The following is a 23,646-nucleotide window of genomic DNA, read 5'->3' as shown; positions in this document are numbered from 1 at the left end:
AGGGCAGAAGCTCCTAGCCCAGGGCAACACCCTGGGTACAAACAGCAACCATCAAGGCGCCCTGTAAGGGCAAAAGCTTCATTACCAACACTTTAAAGCTTTTGCCCTTACAGGGCGTATGTTTATAACGCCGAACAACCCAGGGCGTTGCCCTGGGCTAGGAGCTTCTGCCCTTTCAGGGCGTGTGGAGCTTACTTGCAAGGGATGGAGCATACTTTCAGAGCATATGGAGTTTACTTGCAAATATTGACAAACATTTAATAAATATCAGAAGAATGACAAAGAAAGGTAAACATACGGTATTATTCATTTGCCTGGGCAACATCTGCCGTTCGCCTGCCGGCGAGGGCATCATGAAGAGCCTGGTAGAAAAAGCAGGGTTGCAGGATGAGTTTGAAATTGATTCTGCGGGAATAGGAAACTGGCACGTGGGTCAGCTGCCCGACAGCCGCATGAGAAAATGCGGAGCCGAGCATGGCTACAATTTCAACAGTCACGCCCGCCAGTTCCAGAAATCCGATTTCGGGAGATTCAAAACCATCGTAGTAATGGACAACGAGAACTACCGCGCCATCACCTCCATGGCTTCCTGCCAGGCAGACAAGGACAAGGTGGTGCGCATGGCTGATTTTCTGACCCACCATCGTGAATACACCACCGTGCCCGACCCATACTATGGCGACTACAGCGACTTTGAGCTGGTTATCACGCTCCTGGAAGATGCCTGCCAGGGATTACTGAACAGCCTCGTAGAAGGATAACAAAAAAAGAGGATGTGCCATAACTCCATGACACATCCTTTTTTCGTTTCTTCATAGATTTTATTCATCGGATTACGCTGAATAACAATTCCACCTTATTATATTTATACAGTAATTTCCCCCGAACCATAGCAGCGATGATGATTCTCATCATACACCACGCAGAACTGGCCGGGAGCCACGCCGTGGATCGCCTCTTCTGAATGTATCATCCAGCGGCCATCTTCGAGTTTTTCGATAGTGGCTGGATGATACTCCGGCGTATGGCGAATCTTGAACGTTACCTTCTGCATCGACACCTCGCGGGTGAGGAAATGGAAATCCTGAAGCGGGAAATCCTTCTTGTACGCCGTCTGAGGGTCGTAGCCGTGACTCACGTAGAGAATGTTCTTCTCCACATCCTTCTTGATTACGAACCAAGGTCCGCCGCCGAAGCCCAGTCCCTTGCGCTGGCCGATGGTATGGAACCACAAGCCCTTGTGGGTGCCGATTCGCTTGCCCGTCTCCATCTCTATCACGTCGCCCGGGTTCTCGCCCAGGTATCGGCGGATGTAATCGTTATAGTTGATCTGTCCCAGGAAGCAAATTCCTTGACTATCCTTGCGCTTGGCATTAATGAGATGTTCCTCTTCGGCTATCTCACGAATTTCATTTTTGATATGATGACCGATAGGGAAAATCGCTTTTCGTAATTGCCAACTCTCTATCTGAGCCAGAAAATCGGTCTGATCCTTTACGGGGTCAGGACTCGTAACGAGCCATTTGTCGCCGTTTTCATCCGTTTCGGTCTGCGCATAATGACCTGTGGCGATGAGGTCGTAGTTGTGGCCCATCTTCTCATCGAAGGCACCAAACTTGATGAGTCGGTTGCACATCACATCAGGGTTCGGGGTGAATCCAGCCTTCACCTTATCCATGGTGTAGCGAGTCACCTCGTTCCAGTATTCCTGATGGCAGTCAATTACCTGCAGCTTGCAGCCATACTTGCGTGCCACGGCAGTAGCCATCTCCAGGTCTTCCTCTGAAGAGCAGTCCCATTCCTCCTTTTCTTCCGGTCCTATCTTGATATAGAAGCAGTCAGGGTGCAGGCCCAGTCGGGCAAACTCCCATACCACTACCGAACTATCCACGCCGCCCGAAAGCAGCACGGCCACTCGCTTGTCCTTTACCTCGGCAAGGAAGAGCTCGTCTCTAGTCTCCAGTTCCTTCTCTCTCGGAGTATCCGTTATCATCTTATTGTTATTATCCATTGTCTATTCGCTATTATTCAATTCTGAAGGCAAAGTTACAACAAATTCTGCGAAAATCCGCCATCTTATGTCGAAAAATCTCATATTTCGCCTAAATGTTTTCTCTTGCGCTACATTCTCCCCGTTGTCTGCTCCTTCTTCTATCGAAATTTTCAATAGCAGAAATCGACTCATTCCAACGCCAATTCTTTTTTGCTTTCGATTTTATCCATACCTTTGCAATCGAAAATCAGAGAAATGCGGTTATAGTAAAAATCAATAACATAGTTTAATATAAGAACATGGATATCTTAAAAAATCTGTTTTATGGCTTCCCTGACCTATGGGGAGGCGGAGTAGCCCACTCCGTGATGATCTTGGCGTTGGTCATCACCTTGGGTTTGAGTTTAGGAAAATTGAGAGTAAAGGGAGTTTCTCTCGGATTGGCATGGATTCTTTTCATCGGCCTCATCTTCGGTCACTTCTCTCTCAATCTCGATGAGCATCTGCTCCACTTCCTCAAGGAGTTTGGATTGATTCTCTTCGTCTATTCCATCGGTCTGGAGGTAGGACCTGGTTTCTTCGCTTCGTTCAAGAATGGCGGCAAGAGCCTCAACCTGCTCAGCATCATCGTAGTAGCGCTGAGTATCGTCACCACCCTTGCCATCTTCTCGTTCTCGGGAACATCCATCACCTCTATGGCAGGTATCCTCTCGGGTGCCGTTACCAACACCCCGGGACTCGGTGCTGCCCAGCAGGCATTCAGCGACCTGCGCCACATCGACGCCCCTTCTATCGCAGCCGGCTACGCCATCGCCTACCCTATGGGTGTGCTCGGCGTCATCCTCTCCTTTATTATATTAAGGTATGCGCTGCGCATCAACAAGAGCGAAGAGGAAGCTGAAGCCAAGCGCGGTATGGGACACCTGGAGGCGATGACCCTGAACACCTTCTCTGTAAAGGTGACCAACCAGATGGTATTCGGCGACACCATCAAGCAGATGAGAGAAATTCTGAAGCGCGACTTCATGGTTTCAAAGATTATCCGCAAAGATAGCGACAAGCACGATGAGGTGGTAAACGGACAGACCCAGATTAACGAGGGCGACATCCTGCAGATTGTAGCCAACCCTACCGTAGAAGAGCCAGTCATCGCCCTGCTCGGCGAGAAGGTGCAGGTGAGCGAGGAGAAGTTTGGCGAGGACTTGATTACCCGCCGCATCCGCATCACCAAGCCAGGCATCAACGGCAAGAGCATCAGCCAGCTTCAGATCCGTTCAAGCCTCGGCGCCAACATCACCCGTGTTAACCGCAATGGTGTGGACTTGATTGCCACTCCACAGCTGAAGCTGCAGCTGGGCGACCGTGTTACCGTGGTAGGTACCGAGCTTGCCATCGCCCATACCGAGAAAGTTTTGGGTAACCAGATGAAGCGCCTCAACTACCCTAACCTGATTCCTATCTTCCTGGGCATCATGCTGGGTTGCATCGTGGCAAACATTCCATTCTTCATCCCAGGCATCAACGAGAACCTGCGTCTCGGTTTGACCGGCGGCCCTCTGGTAGTTGCCATCCTGATAGGTTATTTCGGTCCGAAGTACAACCTCGTGACCTACAACACCATCTCAGCCAACCTGATGCTCCGTGAAATCGGTATCTGCATCTTCCTGGCTTGCGTGGGACTGGGCACCGGCGAACAGTTTATCCAGACCGTGGCATCAGAAAGCGGAATGACCTGGATTCTCTATGGCATCGCCATCACCATGATTCCAATCATCGTGGGCGGCATCATCGGAAGATACGTGTTCCACATCAACTATTATACATTGCTCGGAGTGCTGGCAGGCGCCAACACCAATCCATCTGCCCTGGCTTACGTACGTGAGCAGACATCAGCAGATGCACCATCTGTAGGCTATGCGAATGTTTATCCTTTCGCCATGTTCCTCAGAATCGTAACCATTCAGATCATCATTTTCGTATTCGGATAAATATATGACAGAAAAAAACATGAAAATCTGCGATTGCGCAGACAACAGCAAGAACACCTGCAAGGAAATCGCAGAAACTGAACTCAGAAGGAAACTCGACTTATTATTACGTACAGGCAGCATTCTCATGGAGAGTGCTGCCGACACCTCGCGCATTATGCGTACGATGAAGCGTGCTGCAGCGTTCCTCGGTCTCGACGAACGCTACATGCACCTTTACATCAACTGGAATGTGCTGATGGTGAACTACAGCGACGAGGAGCATTCCTTCTCCAAATTCCAGCGTTGCGAAAAGCACGGCATCAACCTTACCTCCATTTCGCAGGTAAGCAAGCTCACCTGGCAAGCCATCAAGGAAAACTATTCGCTCGAACAGTATGAGCAGGCACTCAACGATATCAAGGCCACTCCACGCAGCTTCACCCCTTGGCAGGTAGCCATCGGCGGCGGATTTGCCTGCGGCGGATTCTGCATCCAGTTCGGTTGCGACTGGCCAGCATTCTTCTTCTGTTCCCTGGCAGCCATCCTGGGCTTCCGCCTGAGAATGTTCCTGCCTACCAAGGGCTGCAACAACTATGTAGCCATCGGTATTGCGGCATTCGTGGCAACGCTGATAGCGTGGCTCACCTCCTTCCTTTCGCTCAATCCAGCCATCGCAGCCGCCCTTCCGGGCTTCATGCATTCGGCTACCCCTTGGCACCCATTGATGGCGTGCGCCCTCTTCATCGTGCCGGGAGTTCCACTGATCAACTTCGTGAGCGACATGCTCGACGGCTACATCGAGTTGGGAATGGTTCGTGCCCTGAACACCCTGCTGATGCTCTTTGCCATGGCATTCGGTATTGCCTTCGCCATCCAGGTTTGCCACATCGACAACTTCGTGAAGGATCTCACCATGACTCCTCACCACGAATACTGGGAGTTCGCCATCGCGGCAGCCGTATCAGCCATGGGCTTCTCTACCATCTTCAGCATTCCAAGACGCCTGTTGCCAGCTGTGGCTGTGGGCGGTATCATCGCCGTTTGCTTCCGCAACTTCGTCAACCTGGGTCCATCCAATGGCAACATCGGTCTCGACATGGGCTTGAGCATCGGTTCGCTTGCCGGTTCTGCGCTCATCAGCATCATCGTAATCAAGGCACGCCACTGGTTCCACACCCCTCACCAATGCATCACCATTCCTAGTGTCATCCCGATGGTACCTGGAGTCTTGATGTATCGTGCCCTGTTTGCCTTCATCGACATGCACGGCGTGGTAGGCGAGGTAACCGTGGGAATGAACAACCTGATCAAGGCTTCGCTCGCCATCATCTGCATCGCCCTGGGTGTAGCCATTCCTAATGTATTCTTCCGCCGCTTCATCGCCGACAACCGCAAGCGCAAGCTGCTCAACATGCTGGTGGAGAGAAAGAAGAAGAATGGCGAATTCGTGGATCTGCACGAAGTGGAAATCAAGTAAGATTGTTTTTCATCTCTCACAGATTACAGGATTTATCTGATTATTTTGCCCGAAAGCAGGGCTAATTAAAATAAAAGTTTTATCTTTGCACGCGTAATTATAAGACTAGTGAAAAAAGGAAAATGGAAATACGACAACTCAAATATTTTCTGAAGGTAGCCGAGACGCTCAATTTCTCGGAGGCATCGCGCAAGCTCTACATCACGCAGAGTACCCTCTCGCAGCAGATTTCGCATCTGGAACAGGAAATAGGCTTGCCGCTCTTCGAACGTAACTCGCACGAGGTTTATCTCACCGAGGCAGGAAAGGAGCTTCTTCCCTATGCCCAGAATGCCGTAAACTGCACCATGGCATGCGTTGACCACATGAACGACCTGAAGGAGATGCTCACCGGCGAACTGAACATCGGCGTCACCTACTCCTTCAGCAACATCATGGCAGAAACGCTCATCGCCTTCCTCCATGCTTATCCTCACGTGAAGCTGAACATCCAGTACCGTTCGATGCAGGAGCTGATGGATGGCTTGAAGAAGCGTGAGCTCGACCTTGTGCTTGCCTTCAAGCCAATCAAGACAGACAAGGCGATAGACAGTAGAGCCATCTTCAGCAACCGCCTGGCGGCGATTGTGAACGAGAATCATCCCCTGGCGCGTCTCTCATCGGTGAAGCTCTCTGAGCTGGAGCGCTACGACCTCATCCTTCCATGCAAGGGGCTGCAGGCTCGCAACGCCTTCGATTACCTGATAGAGGGCAAGGATCTCGACTTCAAGATCATGGTAGAGGTGAATAATGTGAACATCATCTTCGACCTCTTGCATCGCAGCAATCTGGTAACGGTACTTTCTGAATCCACCACAATCCTGGAGAAAGGCATGAGAGCAATTCCGATAGATGCTGCCGACAACGAGATGGATGGCTGCATCCACATTCTGAAGGATGCGTACATGAAGAACTCGGCGCAGGAGTTCATCCGCATGCTGAGCCAGAGCACCAGCATCCTCGCCAATTTTGCGCTGAAGGATATTCTGAGATAAAGAAAAAGATGATTCTGATAAAGAAAATAAAATAAGAAGAATAAAGGGTAAGATTATAATTCAATCTAAAAAAGGCTGTCTCCGACTTGATTGCGGAGACAGCCTTGATTTTTATACTCATATTTTTATAATTCATCCCAAAAGAAAAGGTTACTTCTTCCTGGCAATAATAATCGTGACACCAGCCAGGATAGCAAGGATGCCGATGGCAAGCTGGAAGGAGAAACTCTCGCCGAAGATACAGACGCCGATGATAACTGCCGTTACAGGCTCCAACGCTCCCATGATGGCAGCAGGAGTACTGCCGATGAGATTGATGGAAATCGTCATGAAGAAGAGCGACAGTACCGTTGGCAACAACGCCAGCTGGACAGCATAGAGCCAATGCATAGGAGTCTGCAGCATCTGAATCTTCTCGCCTGCGATAAACGAATAGACGAACATCGTGATGAGTCCGAACAACAGGATGTAAAAGGTGAACTTGATGTTCGACATTCCCGGATTCTTCCATTGGTTCACGGAGATGATATAGAGCGCATAGAGCAGGGAAGAACACATCACCAGCGCAAAACCAGCCGTGCTCAACTTATCGTTTCCATCGCCCTGATAAAGCAAGCCCACACCCGATACAGCCAGGAGGATAGCCAGGGTGGTGGACCACGTCACCTTCTCATGGAAGAATACCGTCATCAGAATCGCCGTCATAATCGGATAGACGAAGAGGATGGTACTGGCAATACCTGCCGCCATGTAGTGGAAACTCACATAGAGCGTGGCAGAAGAAAGAGAGAACATGCAACCCAGCGTAGCGAGTCGGATCAAGTGTCCCCACTTTACCTTGAAACTCTCCTTGCGGAACAGCATCACCACGGCAAACATCGCCACAGCCAGGAGATAGCGGTAGATGAGTACCGAACTGGAATTGAATCCATCCCCATAAAGTTCCAACGTACCCAAAGGATTGGTACCATAACACACGGCGGCTACAACACCCGCCGCAAAGCCCTTAACTTTATTACTGCTTGTCATTGAACTAAAAATGCTTTTTTTATTTTACTAAGTTTTTTCTTATACCTTATTATATAATATCATTTCTTTCGAGAATCTATTCTGAGAATCAATATCGAGAATCTATTCTGAGAATTTATTTCGAGCTGCAAAAGTACTGTATTTTTTCGAGAGAAACTAACAAAATCGTATAAATCTCTTGCCATCTTTGAGAAAATCAGCCCGATTCTTGCTCTTTATCAAAATAAATCGTATCTTTGCAAAGATTATGTAGCAAAGCAGAAATCAATATGATACTAAACAATAAACATTTGTAACTATGGAACAAATTAAAAACGATCAGCTCACCGTTGAAATTTCAGCGCACGGAGCAGAACTCAAGAGCATCAAGGATGCTGATGGTAACGAATATCTCTGGGATGGCGACAAGGAATTCTGGGGCGGACAGTCTCCTCTCCTCTTCCCTATCGTAGGCGGATTGTGGAAGGGCGTTTACCGCATCGGCGACAAGGAATACTCCCTGCCACGTCACGGCTTTGGCAAACTCGTAGATTTCAAGCTCGTTGGCAAGACCGGCGACCGTCTTACCTTCGCCCTCATCGACAACGAGGAGACCTTCGAGAACTATCCATTCCACTTCAACCTCGCCGTTTCCTATCGCCTTGCCGGCAACGAACTCCACGTTATCTGGCACGTTGAGAATACCGACGACAAGGTAATCTACTTCCAGATTGGCGGTCACCCTGCATTCAAGGTACCAGGCTGCAAGAAGGGAGAGAAGCTGAAGGCATTCCTCAAGCTCGACAACGAGGCTCCTACCCGTCTCTTCGCTACCATCGGAGGCTGCATCGACCCTAACGCTCGCGAGACGGTCCAGACCGACAACGGTATCCTGGAGGTAACAGACGAATCATTCGCAGACGATGCCTACATCTTCGACAAGAGTCAGGTAAAGCAGATTTCCCTGCTCAACGAGAAGGGCGAGCCACACGTAACCGTAGAGTTCAAGACTCCAGCCGTAGGTGTCTGGAATCCAGGCAACCACGCTCCATTCGTCTGCATCGAACCTTGGTTCGGTACTTGCGACTGGGCAGAATACACCGGCGAATTCAAGGATAAGTACATGATGAACAGCCTGCAGCCAGGTGCCAGCTTCATGAGTGAATACATCATCAGAATAGAAAAATAATATAAACATTGAACTTTGAGTTTTGAACTTTGAACTTTATGATTAGTTTTCCTGCTGAAATTTAGGGCTATTTCTTAAAGGTAGGGCATTTCATAAAGTTCAAAGCTCAATGTTCAAAGTTCAAAGTAAATAAACTATGGAAGAAAAAGATAATTTGCAGCTCCCCGAGAACGCATTCCGCGAACTCAAGGATGGGGAGGAATACAAGCCGCTGATGTCGCCAGACAAGGTTTATCCCGAGGTAAACGGATGGTCGGTGACTTGGGGTATCGTGATGGCCGTCATCTTCTCTGCCGCCGCAGCCTATCTGGGCTTGAAGGTGGGTCAGGTGTTCGAGGCAGCCATCCCAATCGCCATCATCGCCGTGGGCGTAAGTACCGCCACCAAGCGAATCAAGGCGCTGGGCGAGAACGTCATCATCCAGAGCATCGGAGCCTGCTCAGGTGCCGTAGTGGCAGGAGCCATCTTCACCCTGCCAGCCATCTACATCCTGCAGGCTAAATATCCGGAGATGACTACTTCGTTTATGAAGATTTTCATGGCTTCTGCCCTGGGAGGCGTGTTGGGAATCCTGTTCCTCATACCTTTCCGCAAGTACTTCGTAAGCGACATGCACGGAAAATATCCGTTCCCTGAAGCTACAGCCACCACGCAGGTGTTGGTGAGCGGAGCCAAGGGTGGCGACCAGGCTAAGCCCCTGCTCATCGCCGGACTGGTGGGTGGTCTTTACGATTTCATCGTAGCCAGTCTGGGATGGTGGAACGAGAACTTCACTTCCCGTGTGGTAAGTCTGGGATGCGACCTTGCCGACAAGGCGAAGCTCGTGTTCAAAGTGAACACAGGTGCAGCCGTATTGGGATTGGGTTACATCATCGGATTGAAATACGCATTCTTCACCTGCCTGGGTTCGCTCGTGGTATGGTGGCTGATTGTGCCAGGCATGAGCGTCATCTTCCACGACAGCGTGCTCAGCGCCTGGGATCCTAGCATCGTGAAGACTGTGGGAGCCATGAGTCCGGAGGAAATCTTCCGTGCCTACGCCCGCAGCATCGGTATCGGCGGTATCGCCATGGCAGGTATCATCGGCATCATCAAGAGCTGGGGCATCATCAAGAGCGCCGTAGGACTTGCCGCCAAGGAGCTGAAGGGCAAGAGCGATGTGGATGAGAACGTGAAGCGTACCCAGCGCGACATTTCTTTCAAGATCATCGCCATCGGTTCGCTCGTCACCATCCTCATCACCTTCCTCTTCTTCTGGTTTGGTGTGATGGATGGCAATCTGCTCTTCGCCGTCATCGCCATCCTGCTGGTGGCAGCCATCGCCTTCCTCTTCACCACCGTGGCAGCCAATGCCATCGCCATCGTGGGTTCCAACCCTGTATCGGGAATGACCCTGATGACGCTCATCTTCGCCTCTGTGGTGATGGTGGCAGTAGGTTTGAGAGGTCCTGGCGGAATGCTTGCCGCCCTGATTATGGGTGGTGTGGTTTGTACCGCTCTCTCTGTGGCAGGTTCGTTCATCACCGATTTGAAGATTGGTTACTGGCTGGGCACTACGCCTAAGAAGCAGGAGGGATGGAAATTCCTCGGCACCCTGGTGAGTGCGGCTACCGTGGGCGGCGTGATGATGCTGCTCAACGAGACCTACGGATTCGCTTCCGGCTCTCTGGCTGCACCTCAGGCGAATGCGATGGCTGCGGTCATCGACCCGCTGATGAATGGTGTGGGTGCACCTTGGGTTCTCTACGGCATCGGAGCCGTGATTGCCATCGTGCTCACTTACTTCAAGATTCCAGCCCTGGCTTTTGCCCTGGGTATGTTTATTCCGCTGGAACTGAACGTTCCGCTGCTGGTAGGTGGTGCCATCAACTGGTATGTTACTTCACGCAGCAAGGATGCCAAGGTGAATGCAGAGCGTGGCGAGAAGGGTACACTCATCGCCAGCGGTTTCATCGCCGGTGGAGCCTTGATGGGTGTAGTTAGCGCCCTGCTGAAGTTTGGCGGCGTAGAGGCCAGCATCGCAGACAGCTGGTGGGCGAACCCAATGTCTGAGGTCTGCTCGCTCATCGCCTACATCTGCCTGATCGGCTTCTTCATCAGAGCAACGAAGAAATAATCTGATTCAGAAAGAATAATCTGATTAAAAAGAATAAAAACAAAAAAGAGAACATCGCGTTTTGCAATGTTCTCTTTTTCTTTTTTTATCCCATTCCCGTTTATCCCATTTCAGCAAATTCGGCAGGTTTCATGCCAAACTGCTTCTGGAAACATTTTGTGAAATAGCTAGGACTGCTGAAGCCCACCATATAGCTCACTTCGGAATAGTAAGCCACTTTCAAAAACACTCTTCACTCTTCACCGAAAGGGCATAAATACCTGTAACTTAAAAACTTGCACAGGTGAAGAGCTTACGCCACTCTTCACCACTCTTCACCACTCTTCACCCGGAGCCGCTTACCGAAAAATCTGTGTAAATCTATGAAATCTGTGGGACATAAAAAAAGTGGTTTCAGCCCCCCAACCGAACAGGGCGAGCTTCCGTTTCAATTCCGTGCGCAATCCGAAGGTGAAGAGTGGTGAAGAGTGGTACGTAACTCTTCACCTCTCGCAACCCCAGTGTTTATCGGGGTTTCAGCCGATTTGGTGAAGAGTGAAGAGTAAAAAGAAGAGTGGTGCTTTTATAAAAAAACTCCCGACGTATCGTTTTGTGCCAGGCAATGGCAGATTATTGCCCTGGTAAGGGGCAATGTTGTGCCATTGTGAGGCAATAATCGCTACAAGCTGCTTTACGCATCGTCAGTACTATCATCGTGCCTTGTAAGTGCTATCATTGTTGCATCGGTTTAACGTAAGAAGTCTTCGGAGTAACCTTTACTTGTTGCCGGAAGAATTAATGTTATAAGCCGGAGAAGCCTATATCTTCAGCCGCACAACAGCTGTTGTGCGCTTGCATATCAGCTGTTATGCGCTCGCCCAACACCTGTTGTGCAAGCGTAAATCAGCTGGTGGGCGATGAGTTGTTGGATATAAGTTCTGTGTATGTATATGAACGAGCCGTAAAGAGCTTCAAGTTATTAAACCAGTCGCAATTTGCGACCAGATCTATCATTTTACTATAAACGAACCAAAACTCTCAAACAAGTGAGTTAATATTGGAACATAGAACTGGACACCCTAGTTAATAGTACACCTTAACACCAATTAACCAAATCCATGTTACTTGATTCAGGGTGCAAAGGTAAAAGAGTAGTTACCGTCTTAAAGCTCGACAGTTAATTTTTTATAATTTACATCTGAGCGAAATACAACATTGCGTATTTTTCCTTAACTTTGCCACAAGTTAATAAACATTAATCACCTTTTATCGTCCGTTCGCCTATGAGTAAGTATTTTAGTATTTTTTTATTGGTATTTTTACTTATGGTGGTGCCAAATGCATATTCTCAGAGTAAGCCAGACAGCTTACAGCTGGATTCTTTGGGCCGCAAGCACAAGAAGACCATGAGAAATGAAGATGGCACGCTGGATGCCATTGGTCGCTATACACCACAATCCCCACAAACTGCTAGTTTGCTCAAGTATACAGAGTTTCCAGTCAGTCCTGCCACAGGGATTCCCAATATAGACATTCCTATCTATACCATAGAATGGGATGGTGTTCGTATCCCGATTTCCATTAGCTACCATGCATCAGGTATCAAAGTTAACGATGTGGCTAGTCCCGTTGGACTTGGGTGGGTTCTCAATGCAGGTGGTGTGATAGGTTGCAGTAAAAATGGTGCAAGGGATGACTTTTCTAGCCAAACCATCAAGTCTGCCAGTGAGCTAAAGAAGCTATTGCAATCCACGACAATTCCTGCCAATTCTTTTAGAGAAATTGCCAATGGTAGTGGAACCATAGACACTGAGTCGGATAGGTATCAATACAATTTTAATGGTCATAATGGATGCTTTCGTTATGACTATACCGACATGAGCATCAAAACCATTCCGTATGAGCCTATCAAGATAGAAGAACTAGAAAGTGGATTCAAGATTACTGATGGGGATGGCACACAATACTTCTTTCTCAAAGTAGAAATGGTAGGTGGTCTTGGATACGGTCATCGTTCAGCTTGTCATTTGACAAGTATTGTCACGCCCATGAAGTGCGATACCATAACATTTTCTTATGACAAGACTTCCGTATATTACCAAACATTTGCCTCCGAATATCAACATTCTGGCATATATTACGACTGGGACGAAGAAAATGTTGGTAATAATATGCCATATGTACCGATATCAGGGCCAATCGCCGAATATGCCATCAACAAGACCAATGTAAATTATGCTGTTCCTCTCTTGACCTCAATCATATGGAACGGAAACCGAATTGAATTTACTTACAATAGCGACCGTCCTGAATATCAGTTACAAAGAGAAAGACTTACCCAAATACTAGTTAAAAATGATCTAGGTAATATCATCAATACAGTGTCCCTTGATAACACTGGATATCTAGGAACATCCTTGCGTGGCAAACGGATGCTTCTCAAGGGCATTACCATGAATGGGGCTGCGACAGGAACAAATCCCGTCAAATATTTCTTTTCCTATAACATGAATGCTTTGCCTGATTATATGAACATAAACGACCTTTCTACCATTCGTTTCCATGAGGATTATTGGGGATATTACAATGGAACGAACTCGGTACATGCTGTACCAACAGAATACATGGCAGATGCTAGTATCGGTGGTACGGACAGAACACCAGACGCTCAATATGCACAACATGGCATTCTGACCAGCATTACCTACCCTACGGGAGGCTCCTCCTCGTTTACCTATGAGGGAAATGTTGCCACAGGGATGTGTGGTGGAATCCGAGTAAAGGAAATTTCAAACACTTATCAAGGCGAAGTCCTCAATCGTGAAGTTTTCGACTATCCAGATGGTGGAAGTCAATACTTACAAATTTCTGAGGATTTATTCCGCTATTCCACATACTACTATTACTATCGTGAAATGCATCTTCATTGCTCAGCAACAGAATGGGATAGCGACGAACATGTCGTTAGCCAAAGTTCACCCATTCTTCCTCTGTCTGGCTGGAGCGGCACACCAGTCTTTTACAGAAACGTGAATCGTTCTTATTATGATAAGAACGGTAATCTTTGCGGCAAAACTACAAGTCTATACACAGATGCGATGCAGAATGACAATCGTTGCCCAGGAACTGACAACTATGATTATCCTAGGTTCTACTCAGAATTGTACAACTGTGATACAGGATTTCCACAACCACTTCTTCTAAGTGAAGTTCATTATCAATTCGTCGAAGGAAAACAAAGTACAATAAGTAGCACCTCATATAACTACAAGAAAGTTGTAAAGGATGACTTTCCTGTGGGAGTACGTGTGTCTAAGGACGATGTTGAAGTTGTCTATTTTTCCAATCAAGCTGGGGATACTTATGTCCCGTATCCTTCAAGGGCAGAATTTGTTAATTCCTTCCATTATCACGATGTCTATGCCATACCGACATTTTACATTTTACAGAGCAAGTCCTCCATCAATTACGAAATCGGTGAGCAAGTCACCGAGTCATATCTGTATGACAGCGACTATCGAAGTTTCAAGCCTACGGTTGTAGAGCGTGAGTGCAGCGACGGAAAATCCCTTCTCACACATTACACCTATCCGTTCAATGCCTCAAACTTGGAATCAACAAGCATGTCTACCGTCAATCAAATGCTTTCTCGCCATCAAATAGACATAGTGCTTGGTGAAAAAATAATTAAGAACAACTTATGTGTTTCAAACAAGGAATACGGCCATGCCTTTGTCAATGCCAAGTTGCAAGAGACATCGTATAGTATTTCTAGAGAAGCTAATGCTCTAGAAAAGAGATTTACATACGATTCTTTTGACTCGAATGGAAATCCGCGTTCGCTTAGCCAGGACAATGTAAGAAAGTTCACTATCGTCTGGGGATATAGACATCAGTTGCCAGTAGCTTTGATAGATGGGGTTTCCTACACATCTCTTTCTTCTGTATATGCAAATATAACTAGGGTTGAAAATGCTTTGACGCCTAGCGTGTCTGACTTGCAAACCATCAAACAAAAAGTTCAAAGTCTCGGTGGTATGTGCACTCTATACAACTATCAGCCACTAGTGGGTATAACATCCCGTGAGGAACCATCTGGAGAGAAAACTTATTATAGCTATGATGTATTGGGAAGATTGTCTGCCGTCAAGGATACACAAGGCAAGACTATTCAGTCTTATTCTTATTATTACAACAATGGTTCGGCATCTACACACAATTATGTGCAAAAGAGAACCATGCTGGATGCATCTTCCAATAATTACATTGATGACTTTTCCTTCACGGATGGATTGGGCAGGGAGATTAGTAATGCAACAACCGGGCTTGGCACTAAGGGGAACACTGCCCAAGGCTTCACGGAGTATGATGGCATGCACCGAGCGATGAGAACCTGGCTTCCAGCCATCTTGTCCTCATCTATCAGAAACGTGGCCTTGTCTGACATAGAGTCTCGTGCCGTCAATGCCTATACGGATGCTAGTCCATATATGACTTATGTGTATGGTAGCAATCTCTTTTCTGTTTCCACAACAGGACCAGGTGAGAAATGGAATACGGCTTCTCATGCCCAAAAGAGAAATGTTTGTCTCAATGCTGCTAACGTGGTCAAACTTTACACTGCGACTGCAAGTTCTATTCTTTTATCTGGTTATTACTCTGCCAACTCACTTATGGAAGAGACCATAACGGATGAGGACGGAAAACAAGTGAAAACTTTTACAGACAGTCAGGGGCGGATAGTTCTGAAAAGACAAATAGGACAAGGTGACTATATTGACACTTATTATGTATATAACGACTTGGGCGATTTGCGCTTTGTCCTTTCTCCGTCTTATCAAGAGGAGGCTGATATGGAGAAATTCGCCTATGAATATCGCTATGACAAGCGAGGCAGATGCGTTTGGAAACGGTTGCCTGGTTGTGAGTACCAGCAACTGTGGTATGACAATGCCGACAATCTCATGTTCTCACAGGATGGGGAGATGAGGAAAAAAGGTGTGTACATGTTCTATCTGTATGACGAAATGGGGCGACAAATAGTTCAAAGTAGCACAACAGCCATCAATGCCTCTTGCCCATCTGCTGTTGCTCAATATCGTGGGGGCAATTCGGGCTTGTTTAGTAGCGGTTATGTTACAACGAACAACTTAGGCTTAATGAACGGACAGTTGTACGTTGTCAACTATTATGACGACCATCGTTTTCTGGATGGACAACTTGTCAAGCAAAGCACCTCCCAAAGCCTCGCTTCCACAGCGTCCGACACAAAGGAAAGCTTTAGCAAGGGCATGCTCACGGGAACTATCAGTAGAGACACTGACGGTAAATTTCATGTGGCAGCCATCTACCATAACCAAGAAGGTTTAATAGTTGAAACACGGCAAACAGTGCAAGATGATGCCTTGCTGTGCCAAAAGACAACTTATTCCTTTACAAAGAATCCTCAGACAATGGTGACACAAATCAAAAAGAGTGGAGTTGACAAGACTATTACTCAAAAGAATCGCTACAATAAGTATAATGACAAGATAGAAACCATCACATTGAATGCAGGCAATGGTGACAAGGCGGTTGCATCATACCAATATGATGACCTGGGCAGGCTTGTTTCCACCAAAAGAAGTGGCAATGCAGGAACTATCACGCACGAATACAACATTCGCAACTGGCTGGTGTTAACAGCATCAGATAGGTTTAAGGAATCGCTCAAATATGAAAGTGGTAGTGAAACTCCTTGCTACAACGGCAACATCAGTCGTATGCAATGGCAGAACACCTATGACAATGTACTTAGGGGATATGATTTCGAGTACGATGGTCTGAACAGGCTCACTGCTTCTGCTTACGCAGAGGGAACAGCCATGAGCCAAAACAAGGACAGATATTCTGAGTATATTCCTCAATACTCCCCTAATGGCTCTATCGAACGCTTGCAGAGATATGGCAAGAAGAACAATGGGACATTTGGGCTCATTGATGACTTGACCTATCAATACCGTGGCAACCAGATACAGAGTATTTCTGACAAGGCAGGAAGCTTGCTTTATGATGGTTCGTTCGACTTCAAGGATGGAGCAAGTGAGAGTACGGAATACTTCTACAATGCCAACGGAGCTTTGACGAAAGACTTGAATAAGGGAATCAGTAAGATAGAATACGATGTGTTGGATAATCTTAGCTGCATTACCTTCAACAATGGTTTCAAGACAAAGTATGTCTATGATGCTGGTGGCAGTAAGTTGAGAACCATACATGAGGCTCTCACAACCAATACAACGGACTATATCGGTGACTTCATATTTGAAGATGGCAAGCTGAGCAAGTATCAGTTTGAGGGTGGCTATTGCTCATTCGACAGTAACCTCAATCCTACATACCACTATTACGAGAAAGACCATCTCGGAAGCATCCGCATGGTAGTGAATGAGAATGGTACGGTTGAGCAGGTAAACCATTACTACCCATTTGGAGGAGTATATGGCGACCTGACATACAACTCGGAATTGCAAAGAAACAAGTACATAGGCAAGGAGTTTGACCATACTTCGGGCTTGGATTGGTATGACCATGGGGCAAGAATGTATGATGCAGCCAAGGGTAATTGGGATAGAGTGGACAAATTAGCAGAGAAATACTGTAGTATAAATCCTTATATTTACAGTATAAATAATCCTATAAAATACTTAGACCTTGATGGGTTAAGGCCACGCATTTACATAGAAACAAATGGACTAGGACATACCTTTGTCACAATAGGAGAAGGCAGAAACACTATTGTATATACATATGGAAGGTATGGGGCTTTAGGTAGTTCTGGCAGCATTTTACATCAATTTACGCCTACAGGTGAAGGTGTGCTTGTCAGAAAAACAGGAAAACAAGCAAGAGAATATTTAAATGAGTTTTCAAAAAAAAGAAACATCTCAATTTACACAATAGAAAAAGGAAGCGATAAAGATATAGCTTCTTTCTTTGATGAAATATGGGGAAGTGGAACAAAAACCAAAAGTACTACAAAAAAAATAAAGAATAATCCAGATGCAAAGGTTGTAGACGAATACAATATCTTCACCAATAACTGTACGACAAAATCGATAGAAGGGGTAAACTATAAGCAAAGTAATCCTCTTGTCCCTGCAGAAGAAATAACTCCTATGCAAGATTTCGGTGGAAGCTATAATTACAAAGATAAAGTAATAAGTCCTTCCACATTGAAACATCTGTTAGATAAAGTTTCTAGAAAACATCCTAAAGACATAGTCAAGGTAAAGAACCCCCAAGAATTTATTAATCAATTATTTAAATAGCAAAGAAAATGAAAAAAAAATCATTTAAAATATTAGTGTTAATTTTAGTAGCTTTGCATATCTACCTCATTTTTATGAGATGGATATATTGGATGTTAGACTATCATTATGGAGATTTTGACTATATATTTTTAAAATTAGTTGATGTTCCTAATGGTTTTGAAGTTGTAGACAACCTATATAATGAGGTGTTATTTGATATATATTATTTGGCATTTTCCACAATAGTTACTATAATTATTGCTGTGAAATATCTAAAACAACAAAAGAAAAAAAATGAAAAAGATAATCATTTACATTAGCATCATGGTTAGCAATTGTGCCTCCTTGGGGGCACAAAGCCGCGAACTTACTGCCACCGCCAATCTCTCAAAAGGCGGTGACAGCATACACTATGACTTTATAACTGCAACAGTTCCGCAAAGTTCTAGTTTTTCGGAACAACTATGGGATTTCTCCAATTCCAAATATCTTGGACAAGAGAAAAAGGTGTTCTTTGTTGGAAACGATAGCAACCGCATCAAGATGATAGACAAGGATGCCATTCTCGATTTTTCACAAGATAAGGAGCATTTGCTTTTGAAGCATTTGCAAACCCCATTACTGAACATTGATTTTGGTAATTCTTTTGAATATCTCAAGTTTCCATTTCCCCTCAATGATTCCTTGGTCTGTCAGATTGAGGGCAAGGGGACTTATTGCTCAAAGAACAAACTTGTGTTATCAGGTACTTGCTGCACCAAAATCATGGCAAAGGGAAAATTAATCATGCCATACAATGATTCTCTCAACAATACGTTATTAATACAAAGGAACATCGTTGCCAACATCGATGTTTCAAAGGACAGTCTCATGTCTGTGAGACAAGACGAACCAATGAAATTCAAAGCTGCAATCTTCGAGTGGTACGCCATGGGATACCGTTATCCCATATTGAAAATCATCGAGGTTTCCATCAAAAAGGGAGAACGCAAAGTCTTGGAGCAATCCTTTGCCTATGCTGCCAATATTGAAGGAATGAGCCATCTAGAGGATGAACAAAACAAGGAACTGAAGGATAAAATGCGAGGCATAAGTTTGGAACCAAATACCAAGCAAGGTGACATTTCCTATAAAGTATCAGTCAATGGCAAGAAGGTATGTTTGTCATACTCCCTAGTCTCAGATGCTCAGCTCAGACTTCTCATCTGCAATACTTCCGGCATGGTATTCAAGTCTGCTTCCCTACAACAGCAGGCAGGTAACGATTATCGGAAAGATTTCGATTGCTCAGGGCTGCCTTTGGGAGAGTATGTACTTTATCTTTATGTTAACGGCAAAGCCTATTCAGAGAAAGTGATCTTAAAATAAAACAGAAAGTAGAGGCAAAAACAATGCCGGGCCATCTTTTTCAAGATGCACCCGGCATTTTTTCTTTCATCCGATAGCAAAATCAAAAAAATATCCGTATCTTTGCAGCAGTTTTTAAATACAAAGAAAAATGAAAAAAGCAATATTCTCTTTGCTCCTCATGGCAGCATCTGTCATCGGAGCCAGCGCTCAGGGCAGCGCAACAACAGCCCAGAACCCACAGGATGTGGATGTACTCTATGCCAAGAATCTCCTGGCTGTAGGAACAGAGGCCCCAGCCTTCCCTGCTCTCAAGAAGGGAACATGGACGGTATTGGATTTCTGGGCTACCTGGTGTCCTGATTGCCGTAGAGAGATTCCTACCGTCAAGGAGATGTTCCAAAAGTACGGCACCCGTGCCAAGTTCATCGGTGTATCCATGGATACCGACAAGCAGAAGCTCGACAACTACACCCAGGCAAACGGCGTGGAATGGGAGCAGTACAGCGAGTTCAAGAAGTGGAAGGAAACTCAGATTTCCAAGGATTACAAGATTTCCTGGCTTCCTACCATGTATCTCATCAACCCGGAGGGCAAGGTAGTTTATACCACCGTACTCGCAGAGCGCATGGCAAAGAAACTGGCAGAAATCTTCCCAGAGAAGTAAGAAAGAAAAATGGCAACCGAATTATTTCCGGTTGCCATTTTTTTGAGATGACATAGCAAAACGCTATTTCTTCCTCAAACTTTCGCGGTATTTCAATGGCGACATGTGGAGATGCTCCCTCACATACTTGCCAAAGAAAGATGTGTTGGAGAAACCAAGAATGCCCGAAATCTCCTTGATGGTCTTCGAGGTGGAACGGAGGAGATAAGTGATGTCTGCAAGCGTATATTCCGTAATCCACTCTATCGCCGTCTTGCCCGAATGGCGCTTGCAGATGATGGAGAGATACTTCGGAGTGATGCAGAGCTTGCGGGCGAAATTCTCCACCGGCTGATGCTTCACCTCCGCCTGCTGCAACAGCTCCAGAAACTGATCGAAAAGTTCGCTAGAACTGGAATTCAGCTCCTCCTTCGGCATATCCTCCAGCAGCATGTTGCTCACCGCCAGGAGCGCACTCTTCAAGAGCGTCTCTACAATCTCTCGGCGATAAGGCTTCCACGAAGTGCGCTCGCAGAACGACGGATCCAGGCACAGACGCACCAAATCGGTGAACTTGGCATAGAATACCATATCCACCTCGTTCATCTTCAGCACAGACACCTTGCTCACATACATCGCACGATTCCATACCGAAATATGAGAACGAAGGATATTCAGCATGCCGTGATTGCTCACACACATCGCCGTGCACGCAAAATCGCCCGACACTTCCACGATGTCGAGTGTAGAGTTGGGAGGACAGATAAAGATATCGCCCTTCTCTACCAAGAGGATATTGCCATTATACTCTACTTTCAGACTGCCACGCAAGCAGGATGCAATCATGTTCATCTGCAATCTCACGGGGTCAGGGTTCTGCAACACCTTGACATTGTCTATGATCAGGATGTCTTCGTCGAGATAACTGGCAGAAATCTCGGCGCTCTGTGCAAATTCGCCTTCCTCTACGCGCTGTTTAAAATCCTTCAGTTCCTGTTTTGCCATAATTTTTATTTTATATCCACTCCGGAAACCATGATTTCTAGAATGCCTCACGATACTTATTCTCGTCCTTATCTTCGAGCATAGAGAGATAGCTCTGATAGCGGCTGGCAGCAATATAATGCTCCTCCACAGCCTTGATGACGGCACAGCCCGGTTCGTGGGTGTGGGTACAGTCGGAGAACTTGCAATTCTGCGAAAACTTGAAAATTTCCTTGAAATAGCTGGTGAGTTCCTCCTTCTCGATATCAAAGGTACCGAAGCCCTTGATGCCCGGAGTATCAATGAGATAGCCTCCTTCCGGCAGTTCCAGCATCTCGCTGAAGGTGGTGGTATGCATACCGCTGTTATGCGCCTCGCTGATTTCGGCGGTGCGCTGTCCGGCATCCGGAATGAGCTGGTTGATGAGGGTTGACTTGCCTACGCCACTGTTGCCGCTGAGCAGCGACTTCTTGTCTCGGATGAGCGGACGCAACTCATCTACGCCCTCACCGGTAGCAGCCGAAATCTCTACACACTGGTAACCAATGGTCTCATAGAGGGTGCGCATCATTTTCTCGTAGCGCAGCTCTTCTTCGGTTAGAAGGTCGCACTTGTTGAACACGATGATGACGGGCACTCTGTATGCCTCGGCTCCAGCCAGGAATCGGTCGATGAAGGTGGTGGAAGTCTCAGGGTAATTCACGGTAACCACAAGCAGTGCCTGATCGAGATTAGCCGCAAGGATGTGACTCTGCTTGCTGAGGTTGGGTGATTTACGGATAATATAGTTCTGGCGGTCTTCGATGGAAGAGATGAACGCCGTGCCCTCCTGGTTGGTGATGAGCTGCACATAGTCGCCCACAGCCACAGGATTGGTGCTGCGGATGCCCTTCAATCGGAAATTGCCCTTGATTTTGCTTTCAATCAGCTGGCCATCGTCAGTCTTGACGGTGTACCAGCTGCCTGTATTCTTAATAACGAGTCCTCTCATTATCACATATTAATAATGTAAGTCTGATAAACATGACGTCTTTCTAGACAGTCATGATTTCCTTTTCCTTCTCGTCCATCAAACCTTCGAGCTGCTTGATGTACTTGTCGTGAAGCTTCTGCAAATCATTCTCTGCATCCTTCTCCAAGTCCTCTGAAAGACCATCCTTGATAGCCTTCTTCAGCTTCTCCTTGATTTCCTGACGCACGTTGCGAACCTCAATCTTGGCACGCTCCGCAATCTTGTTGCACTGCTTAACCAGCTCCTTACGGCGCTCACCAGTAGGCTGAGGGATTCCGAGGCGTACGATTTCACCGTTGTTCTCTGGTGTAATACCCACGCCACTGTCCATGATAGCCTTCTCGATATCCTTGATAGCCTTCTTGTCCCAAGGGCGGATGGCGATGGTGCGGGCATCTGGAGTGGTTACGGTAGCCACCTGGTTCAATGGAACCATGCTGCCATAGCTGTTAACACGCACGCCGTCGAGGATAGCCACGTTGGCGCGACCAGCACGAATATGAGAGAGCTCTTCTGCGAGATACATTGCAGCCATCTCCATACGCTCTGCTGCAGAATTCAAAGTTTCTTTTACGTCGATCATAGTCTGTATATATTTTTTTGTTTATTATTTTATTAATTCCAATCGTTTCAGTTCTTCGCCCACATAGTTGGTGAGTTCCACAAACTGCTGGATGCTGAGCTGCTCAGGGCGCTTGGTCATGATGTCGGTGGTGTAGAAATCCTCACGTGGGGTTACACCCGGGAACATCTGCTTGAGGCTTACTCGGAGCATCTTGCGGCGCTGGTTGAACACGGTCTTCACCAGTCGCTTGAAGAGTTTCTCATCACATCCCAGATCGGTCACCTCGTTACGGGTCATGCGGATGACGGCACTCTTCACCTTTGGCGGTGGATTGAACACGCCCTCATCTACTGTGAAGAGATACTCCACATCATACCATGCCTGGATGAGTACGCTGAGGATACCATACGCCTTGTTGCCCGGCTCGGAAGCCATGCGCAAAGCCACCTCTCGCTGGATCATACCCGTGCAGCAAGGAATGAGATCCTTGTAATCGAGCATCTTGAAGAAGATCTGCGAAGAGATATCGTATGGATAGTTGCCCGTGAGCACGAACTGCTTTCCATCGAATATCTGGTTGAGATCCATCCTCAGGAAATCCTCTCCGATAATGTTATCCTTCAGTGTCGGGAAATTCTCGTGGAGATATGCTACCGACTCAGAATCGATTTCCACCGCCTTTACCGGGCGAGGCTTCTCTACGAGATATTGGGTAAGAACGCCCATACCCGGTCCGATTTCAAGAACAGGTATATCAGGGCAGGCATCCACCGTGTCGGCGATGCGCTTGGCTATGTTGAGGTCAGTAAGGAAGTGCTGACCTAGATTTTTCTTTGGCTTTACAGCTTTCATACGTTCTATACGATATTGATATATTTATTTTGCAAAAATACGATTATTTTTCGAGAAATCACCCCTTGAATGCTTTTTTTTTCATCTTTTATATAAAAAAGAGGAAATAAAAAGGAGTCTAACCGTTTATTTATGCTAAAAATATGCGAAAGTAGTGCCATATAAGCGATAAAAGTGTTACC

At 46.6% G+C, this 23,646-nt stretch carries 16 protein-coding genes and 1 pseudogene; 10 read left to right on the top strand and 7 right to left on the bottom strand.

The genetic code is table 11. The annotated features are described in order from the left end of the window. The first annotated feature begins 275 nt into the window (after nt 1-275). The gene (locus DXD25_RS01475) at nt 276-761 is read left to right on the top strand and encodes a low molecular weight protein-tyrosine-phosphatase (RefSeq protein WP_117661462.1); all 486 of its coding nucleotides are present in this window, start codon (nt 276-278) and stop codon (nt 759-761) included. Between the two features lie 104 nt (nt 762-865). On the opposite strand, the gene mnmA is transcribed toward DXD25_RS01475, so the two are convergent. Next, nucleotides 866-1,993, bottom strand: coding sequence for a tRNA 2-thiouridine(34) synthase MnmA (gene mnmA, locus DXD25_RS01470; protein WP_117661541.1), 1,128 nt, complete (start codon nt 1,991-1,993; stop codon nt 866-868). A 299-nt stretch (nt 1,994-2,292) separates the two neighbouring features. On the opposite strand from mnmA, the gene DXD25_RS01465 reads away from it, so the two are divergent. The 3 genes from DXD25_RS01465 to DXD25_RS01455 all read left to right on the top strand — a co-directional run bounded on the left by DXD25_RS01465 (nt 2,293) and on the right by DXD25_RS01455 (nt 6,474). Next, on the top strand, nt 2,293-3,981 hold the full coding sequence (locus DXD25_RS01465; protein ID WP_117661461.1) for a putative transporter: 1,689 nt from the start codon (nt 2,293-2,295) through the stop codon (nt 3,979-3,981). Between the two features lie 19 nt (nt 3,982-4,000). Beyond that, nucleotides 4,001-5,440, top strand: coding sequence for a threonine/serine exporter ThrE family protein (locus tag DXD25_RS01460; protein ID WP_370453397.1), 1,440 nt, complete (start codon nt 4,001-4,003; stop codon nt 5,438-5,440). A 122-nt stretch (nt 5,441-5,562) separates the two neighbouring features. Next, on the top strand, nt 5,563-6,474 hold the full coding sequence (locus tag DXD25_RS01455) for a LysR family transcriptional regulator (RefSeq protein WP_117661460.1): 912 nt from the start codon (nt 5,563-5,565) through the stop codon (nt 6,472-6,474). A gap of 150 nt (nt 6,475-6,624) precedes the next feature. Here the strand turns inward: DXD25_RS01455 and DXD25_RS01450 are convergent, their stop codons facing one another. Further along, nucleotides 6,625-7,503 carry a DMT family transporter gene (locus tag DXD25_RS01450; RefSeq protein ID WP_117661459.1) on the bottom strand — a complete coding sequence of 293 codons (879 nt, stop codon included), beginning with the start codon at nt 7,501-7,503 and terminating at the stop codon, nt 6,625-6,627. A gap of 298 nt (nt 7,504-7,801) precedes the next feature. Here DXD25_RS01450 and DXD25_RS01445 point away from each other — a divergent pair, with 298 nt between their 5' ends. Together DXD25_RS01445 and DXD25_RS01440 are read left to right on the top strand one after the other, a co-directional pair. After that, nucleotides 7,802-8,671, top strand: a complete 870-nt coding sequence (locus DXD25_RS01445; protein ID WP_117661458.1) for an aldose 1-epimerase family protein — start codon at nt 7,802-7,804, stop codon at nt 8,669-8,671. 136 nt (nt 8,672-8,807) lie between these two features. Beyond that, a complete protein-coding gene (locus tag DXD25_RS01440) occupies nt 8,808-10,787 on the top strand; it encodes an OPT family oligopeptide transporter (RefSeq protein ID WP_117661457.1) in 1,980 nt (659 codons plus the stop codon). Between the two features lie 100 nt (nt 10,788-10,887). Here the strand turns inward: DXD25_RS01440 and DXD25_RS01435 are convergent. Continuing rightward, nucleotides 10,888-10,992 (bottom strand): annotated as a pseudogene (locus tag DXD25_RS01435) (helix-turn-helix domain-containing protein); the annotation flags it as partial. Nucleotides 10,993-12,049: 1,057 nt separating this feature from the next. Between DXD25_RS01435 and DXD25_RS01430 the strand changes: the two are divergent. The 4 genes from DXD25_RS01430 (at nt 12,050) to DXD25_RS01415 (ending at nt 20,072) form a co-directional block, all read left to right on the top strand. Further along, entirely contained in the window at nt 12,050-18,076 is a 6,027-nt protein-coding gene (locus DXD25_RS01430) for an RHS repeat domain-containing protein (RefSeq protein ID WP_117661455.1), read from the top strand. 8 nt (nt 18,077-18,084) lie between these two features. Continuing rightward, nucleotides 18,085-18,378, top strand: a complete 294-nt coding sequence (locus DXD25_RS01425) for a hypothetical protein (RefSeq protein ID WP_117661454.1) — start codon at nt 18,085-18,087, stop codon at nt 18,376-18,378. Beyond that, the gene (locus tag DXD25_RS01420; protein WP_117661453.1) at nt 18,353-19,426 is read left to right on the top strand and encodes a hypothetical protein; all 1,074 of its coding nucleotides are present in this window, start codon (nt 18,353-18,355) and stop codon (nt 19,424-19,426) included. Before DXD25_RS01425 ends, DXD25_RS01420 begins: the two co-directional genes overlap by 26 nt. Nucleotides 19,427-19,556: 130 nt before the next feature. Next, complete coding sequence (locus DXD25_RS01415) at nt 19,557-20,072, top strand: TlpA disulfide reductase family protein (protein ID WP_117661452.1); 516 nt, start codon at nt 19,557-19,559, stop codon at nt 20,070-20,072. Nucleotides 20,073-20,135: 63 nt separating this feature from the next. On the opposite strand, the gene DXD25_RS01410 is transcribed toward DXD25_RS01415, so the two are convergent. The 4 genes from DXD25_RS01410 to rsmA are packed head-to-tail and all read right to left on the bottom strand — an operon-like array spanning nt 20,136 to nt 23,464. After that, the gene (locus DXD25_RS01410) at nt 20,136-21,056 is read right to left on the bottom strand and encodes an AraC family transcriptional regulator (RefSeq protein ID WP_089544856.1); all 921 of its coding nucleotides are present in this window, start codon (nt 21,054-21,056) and stop codon (nt 20,136-20,138) included. 37 nt (nt 21,057-21,093) lie between these two features. Next, on the bottom strand, nt 21,094-22,026 hold the full coding sequence (rsgA, locus tag DXD25_RS01405; RefSeq protein WP_089544857.1) for a ribosome small subunit-dependent GTPase A: 933 nt from the start codon (nt 22,024-22,026) through the stop codon (nt 21,094-21,096). A gap of 43 nt (nt 22,027-22,069) precedes the next feature. Continuing rightward, nucleotides 22,070-22,630, bottom strand: a complete 561-nt coding sequence (frr, locus tag DXD25_RS01400) for a ribosome recycling factor (RefSeq protein ID WP_089544858.1) — start codon at nt 22,628-22,630, stop codon at nt 22,070-22,072. A 24-nt stretch (nt 22,631-22,654) separates the two neighbouring features. Continuing rightward, complete coding sequence (rsmA, locus tag DXD25_RS01395) at nt 22,655-23,464, bottom strand: 16S rRNA (adenine(1518)-N(6)/adenine(1519)-N(6))-dimethyltransferase RsmA (RefSeq protein ID WP_117661451.1); 810 nt, start codon at nt 23,462-23,464, stop codon at nt 22,655-22,657. Between the last annotated feature and the right edge of the window lie 182 nt (nt 23,465-23,646).

The organism is Prevotella sp. TF12-30 (assembly GCF_003436715.1).
Taxonomy (GTDB): Bacteria; Bacteroidota; Bacteroidia; order Bacteroidales; family Bacteroidaceae; genus Prevotella; species Prevotella copri_A.
Note: the sequence above shows the minus strand (reverse complement) of the source record. Positions and strands in the feature narration are given on the sequence as shown.

Bases quoted from the DNA above. Each gene is read 5' to 3' on its own strand.
- DXD25_RS01475 (WP_117661462.1), top strand. From the start codon at position 276: ATGACAAAGAAAGGTAAACATACGGTATTATTCATTTGCCTGGGCAAC.
- mnmA (WP_117661541.1), bottom strand. From the start codon at position 1,993: ATGATAACGGATACTCCGAGAGAGAAGGAACTGGAGACTAGAGACGAG.
- DXD25_RS01465 (WP_117661461.1), top strand. From the start codon at position 2,293: ATGGATATCTTAAAAAATCTGTTTTATGGCTTCCCTGACCTATGGGGA.
- DXD25_RS01460 (WP_370453397.1), top strand. From the start codon at position 4,001: ATGAAAATCTGCGATTGCGCAGACAACAGCAAGAACACCTGCAAGGAA.
- DXD25_RS01455 (WP_117661460.1), top strand. From the start codon at position 5,563: ATGGAAATACGACAACTCAAATATTTTCTGAAGGTAGCCGAGACGCTC.
- DXD25_RS01450 (WP_117661459.1), bottom strand. From the start codon at position 7,503: ATGACAAGCAGTAATAAAGTTAAGGGCTTTGCGGCGGGTGTTGTAGCC.
- DXD25_RS01445 (WP_117661458.1), top strand. From the start codon at position 7,802: ATGGAACAAATTAAAAACGATCAGCTCACCGTTGAAATTTCAGCGCAC.
- DXD25_RS01440 (WP_117661457.1), top strand. From the start codon at position 8,808: ATGGAAGAAAAAGATAATTTGCAGCTCCCCGAGAACGCATTCCGCGAA.
- DXD25_RS01430 (WP_117661455.1), top strand. From the start codon at position 12,050: ATGAGTAAGTATTTTAGTATTTTTTTATTGGTATTTTTACTTATGGTG.
- DXD25_RS01425 (WP_117661454.1), top strand. From the start codon at position 18,085: ATGAAAAAAAAATCATTTAAAATATTAGTGTTAATTTTAGTAGCTTTG.
- DXD25_RS01420 (WP_117661453.1), top strand. From the start codon at position 18,353: ATGAAAAAGATAATCATTTACATTAGCATCATGGTTAGCAATTGTGCC.
- DXD25_RS01415 (WP_117661452.1), top strand. From the start codon at position 19,557: ATGAAAAAAGCAATATTCTCTTTGCTCCTCATGGCAGCATCTGTCATC.
- DXD25_RS01410 (WP_089544856.1), bottom strand. From the start codon at position 21,056: ATGGCAAAACAGGAACTGAAGGATTTTAAACAGCGCGTAGAGGAAGGC.
- rsgA (WP_089544857.1), bottom strand. From the start codon at position 22,026: ATGAGAGGACTCGTTATTAAGAATACAGGCAGCTGGTACACCGTCAAG.
- frr (WP_089544858.1), bottom strand. From the start codon at position 22,630: ATGATCGACGTAAAAGAAACTTTGAATTCTGCAGCAGAGCGTATGGAG.
- rsmA (WP_117661451.1), bottom strand. From the start codon at position 23,464: ATGAAAGCTGTAAAGCCAAAGAAAAATCTAGGTCAGCACTTCCTTACT.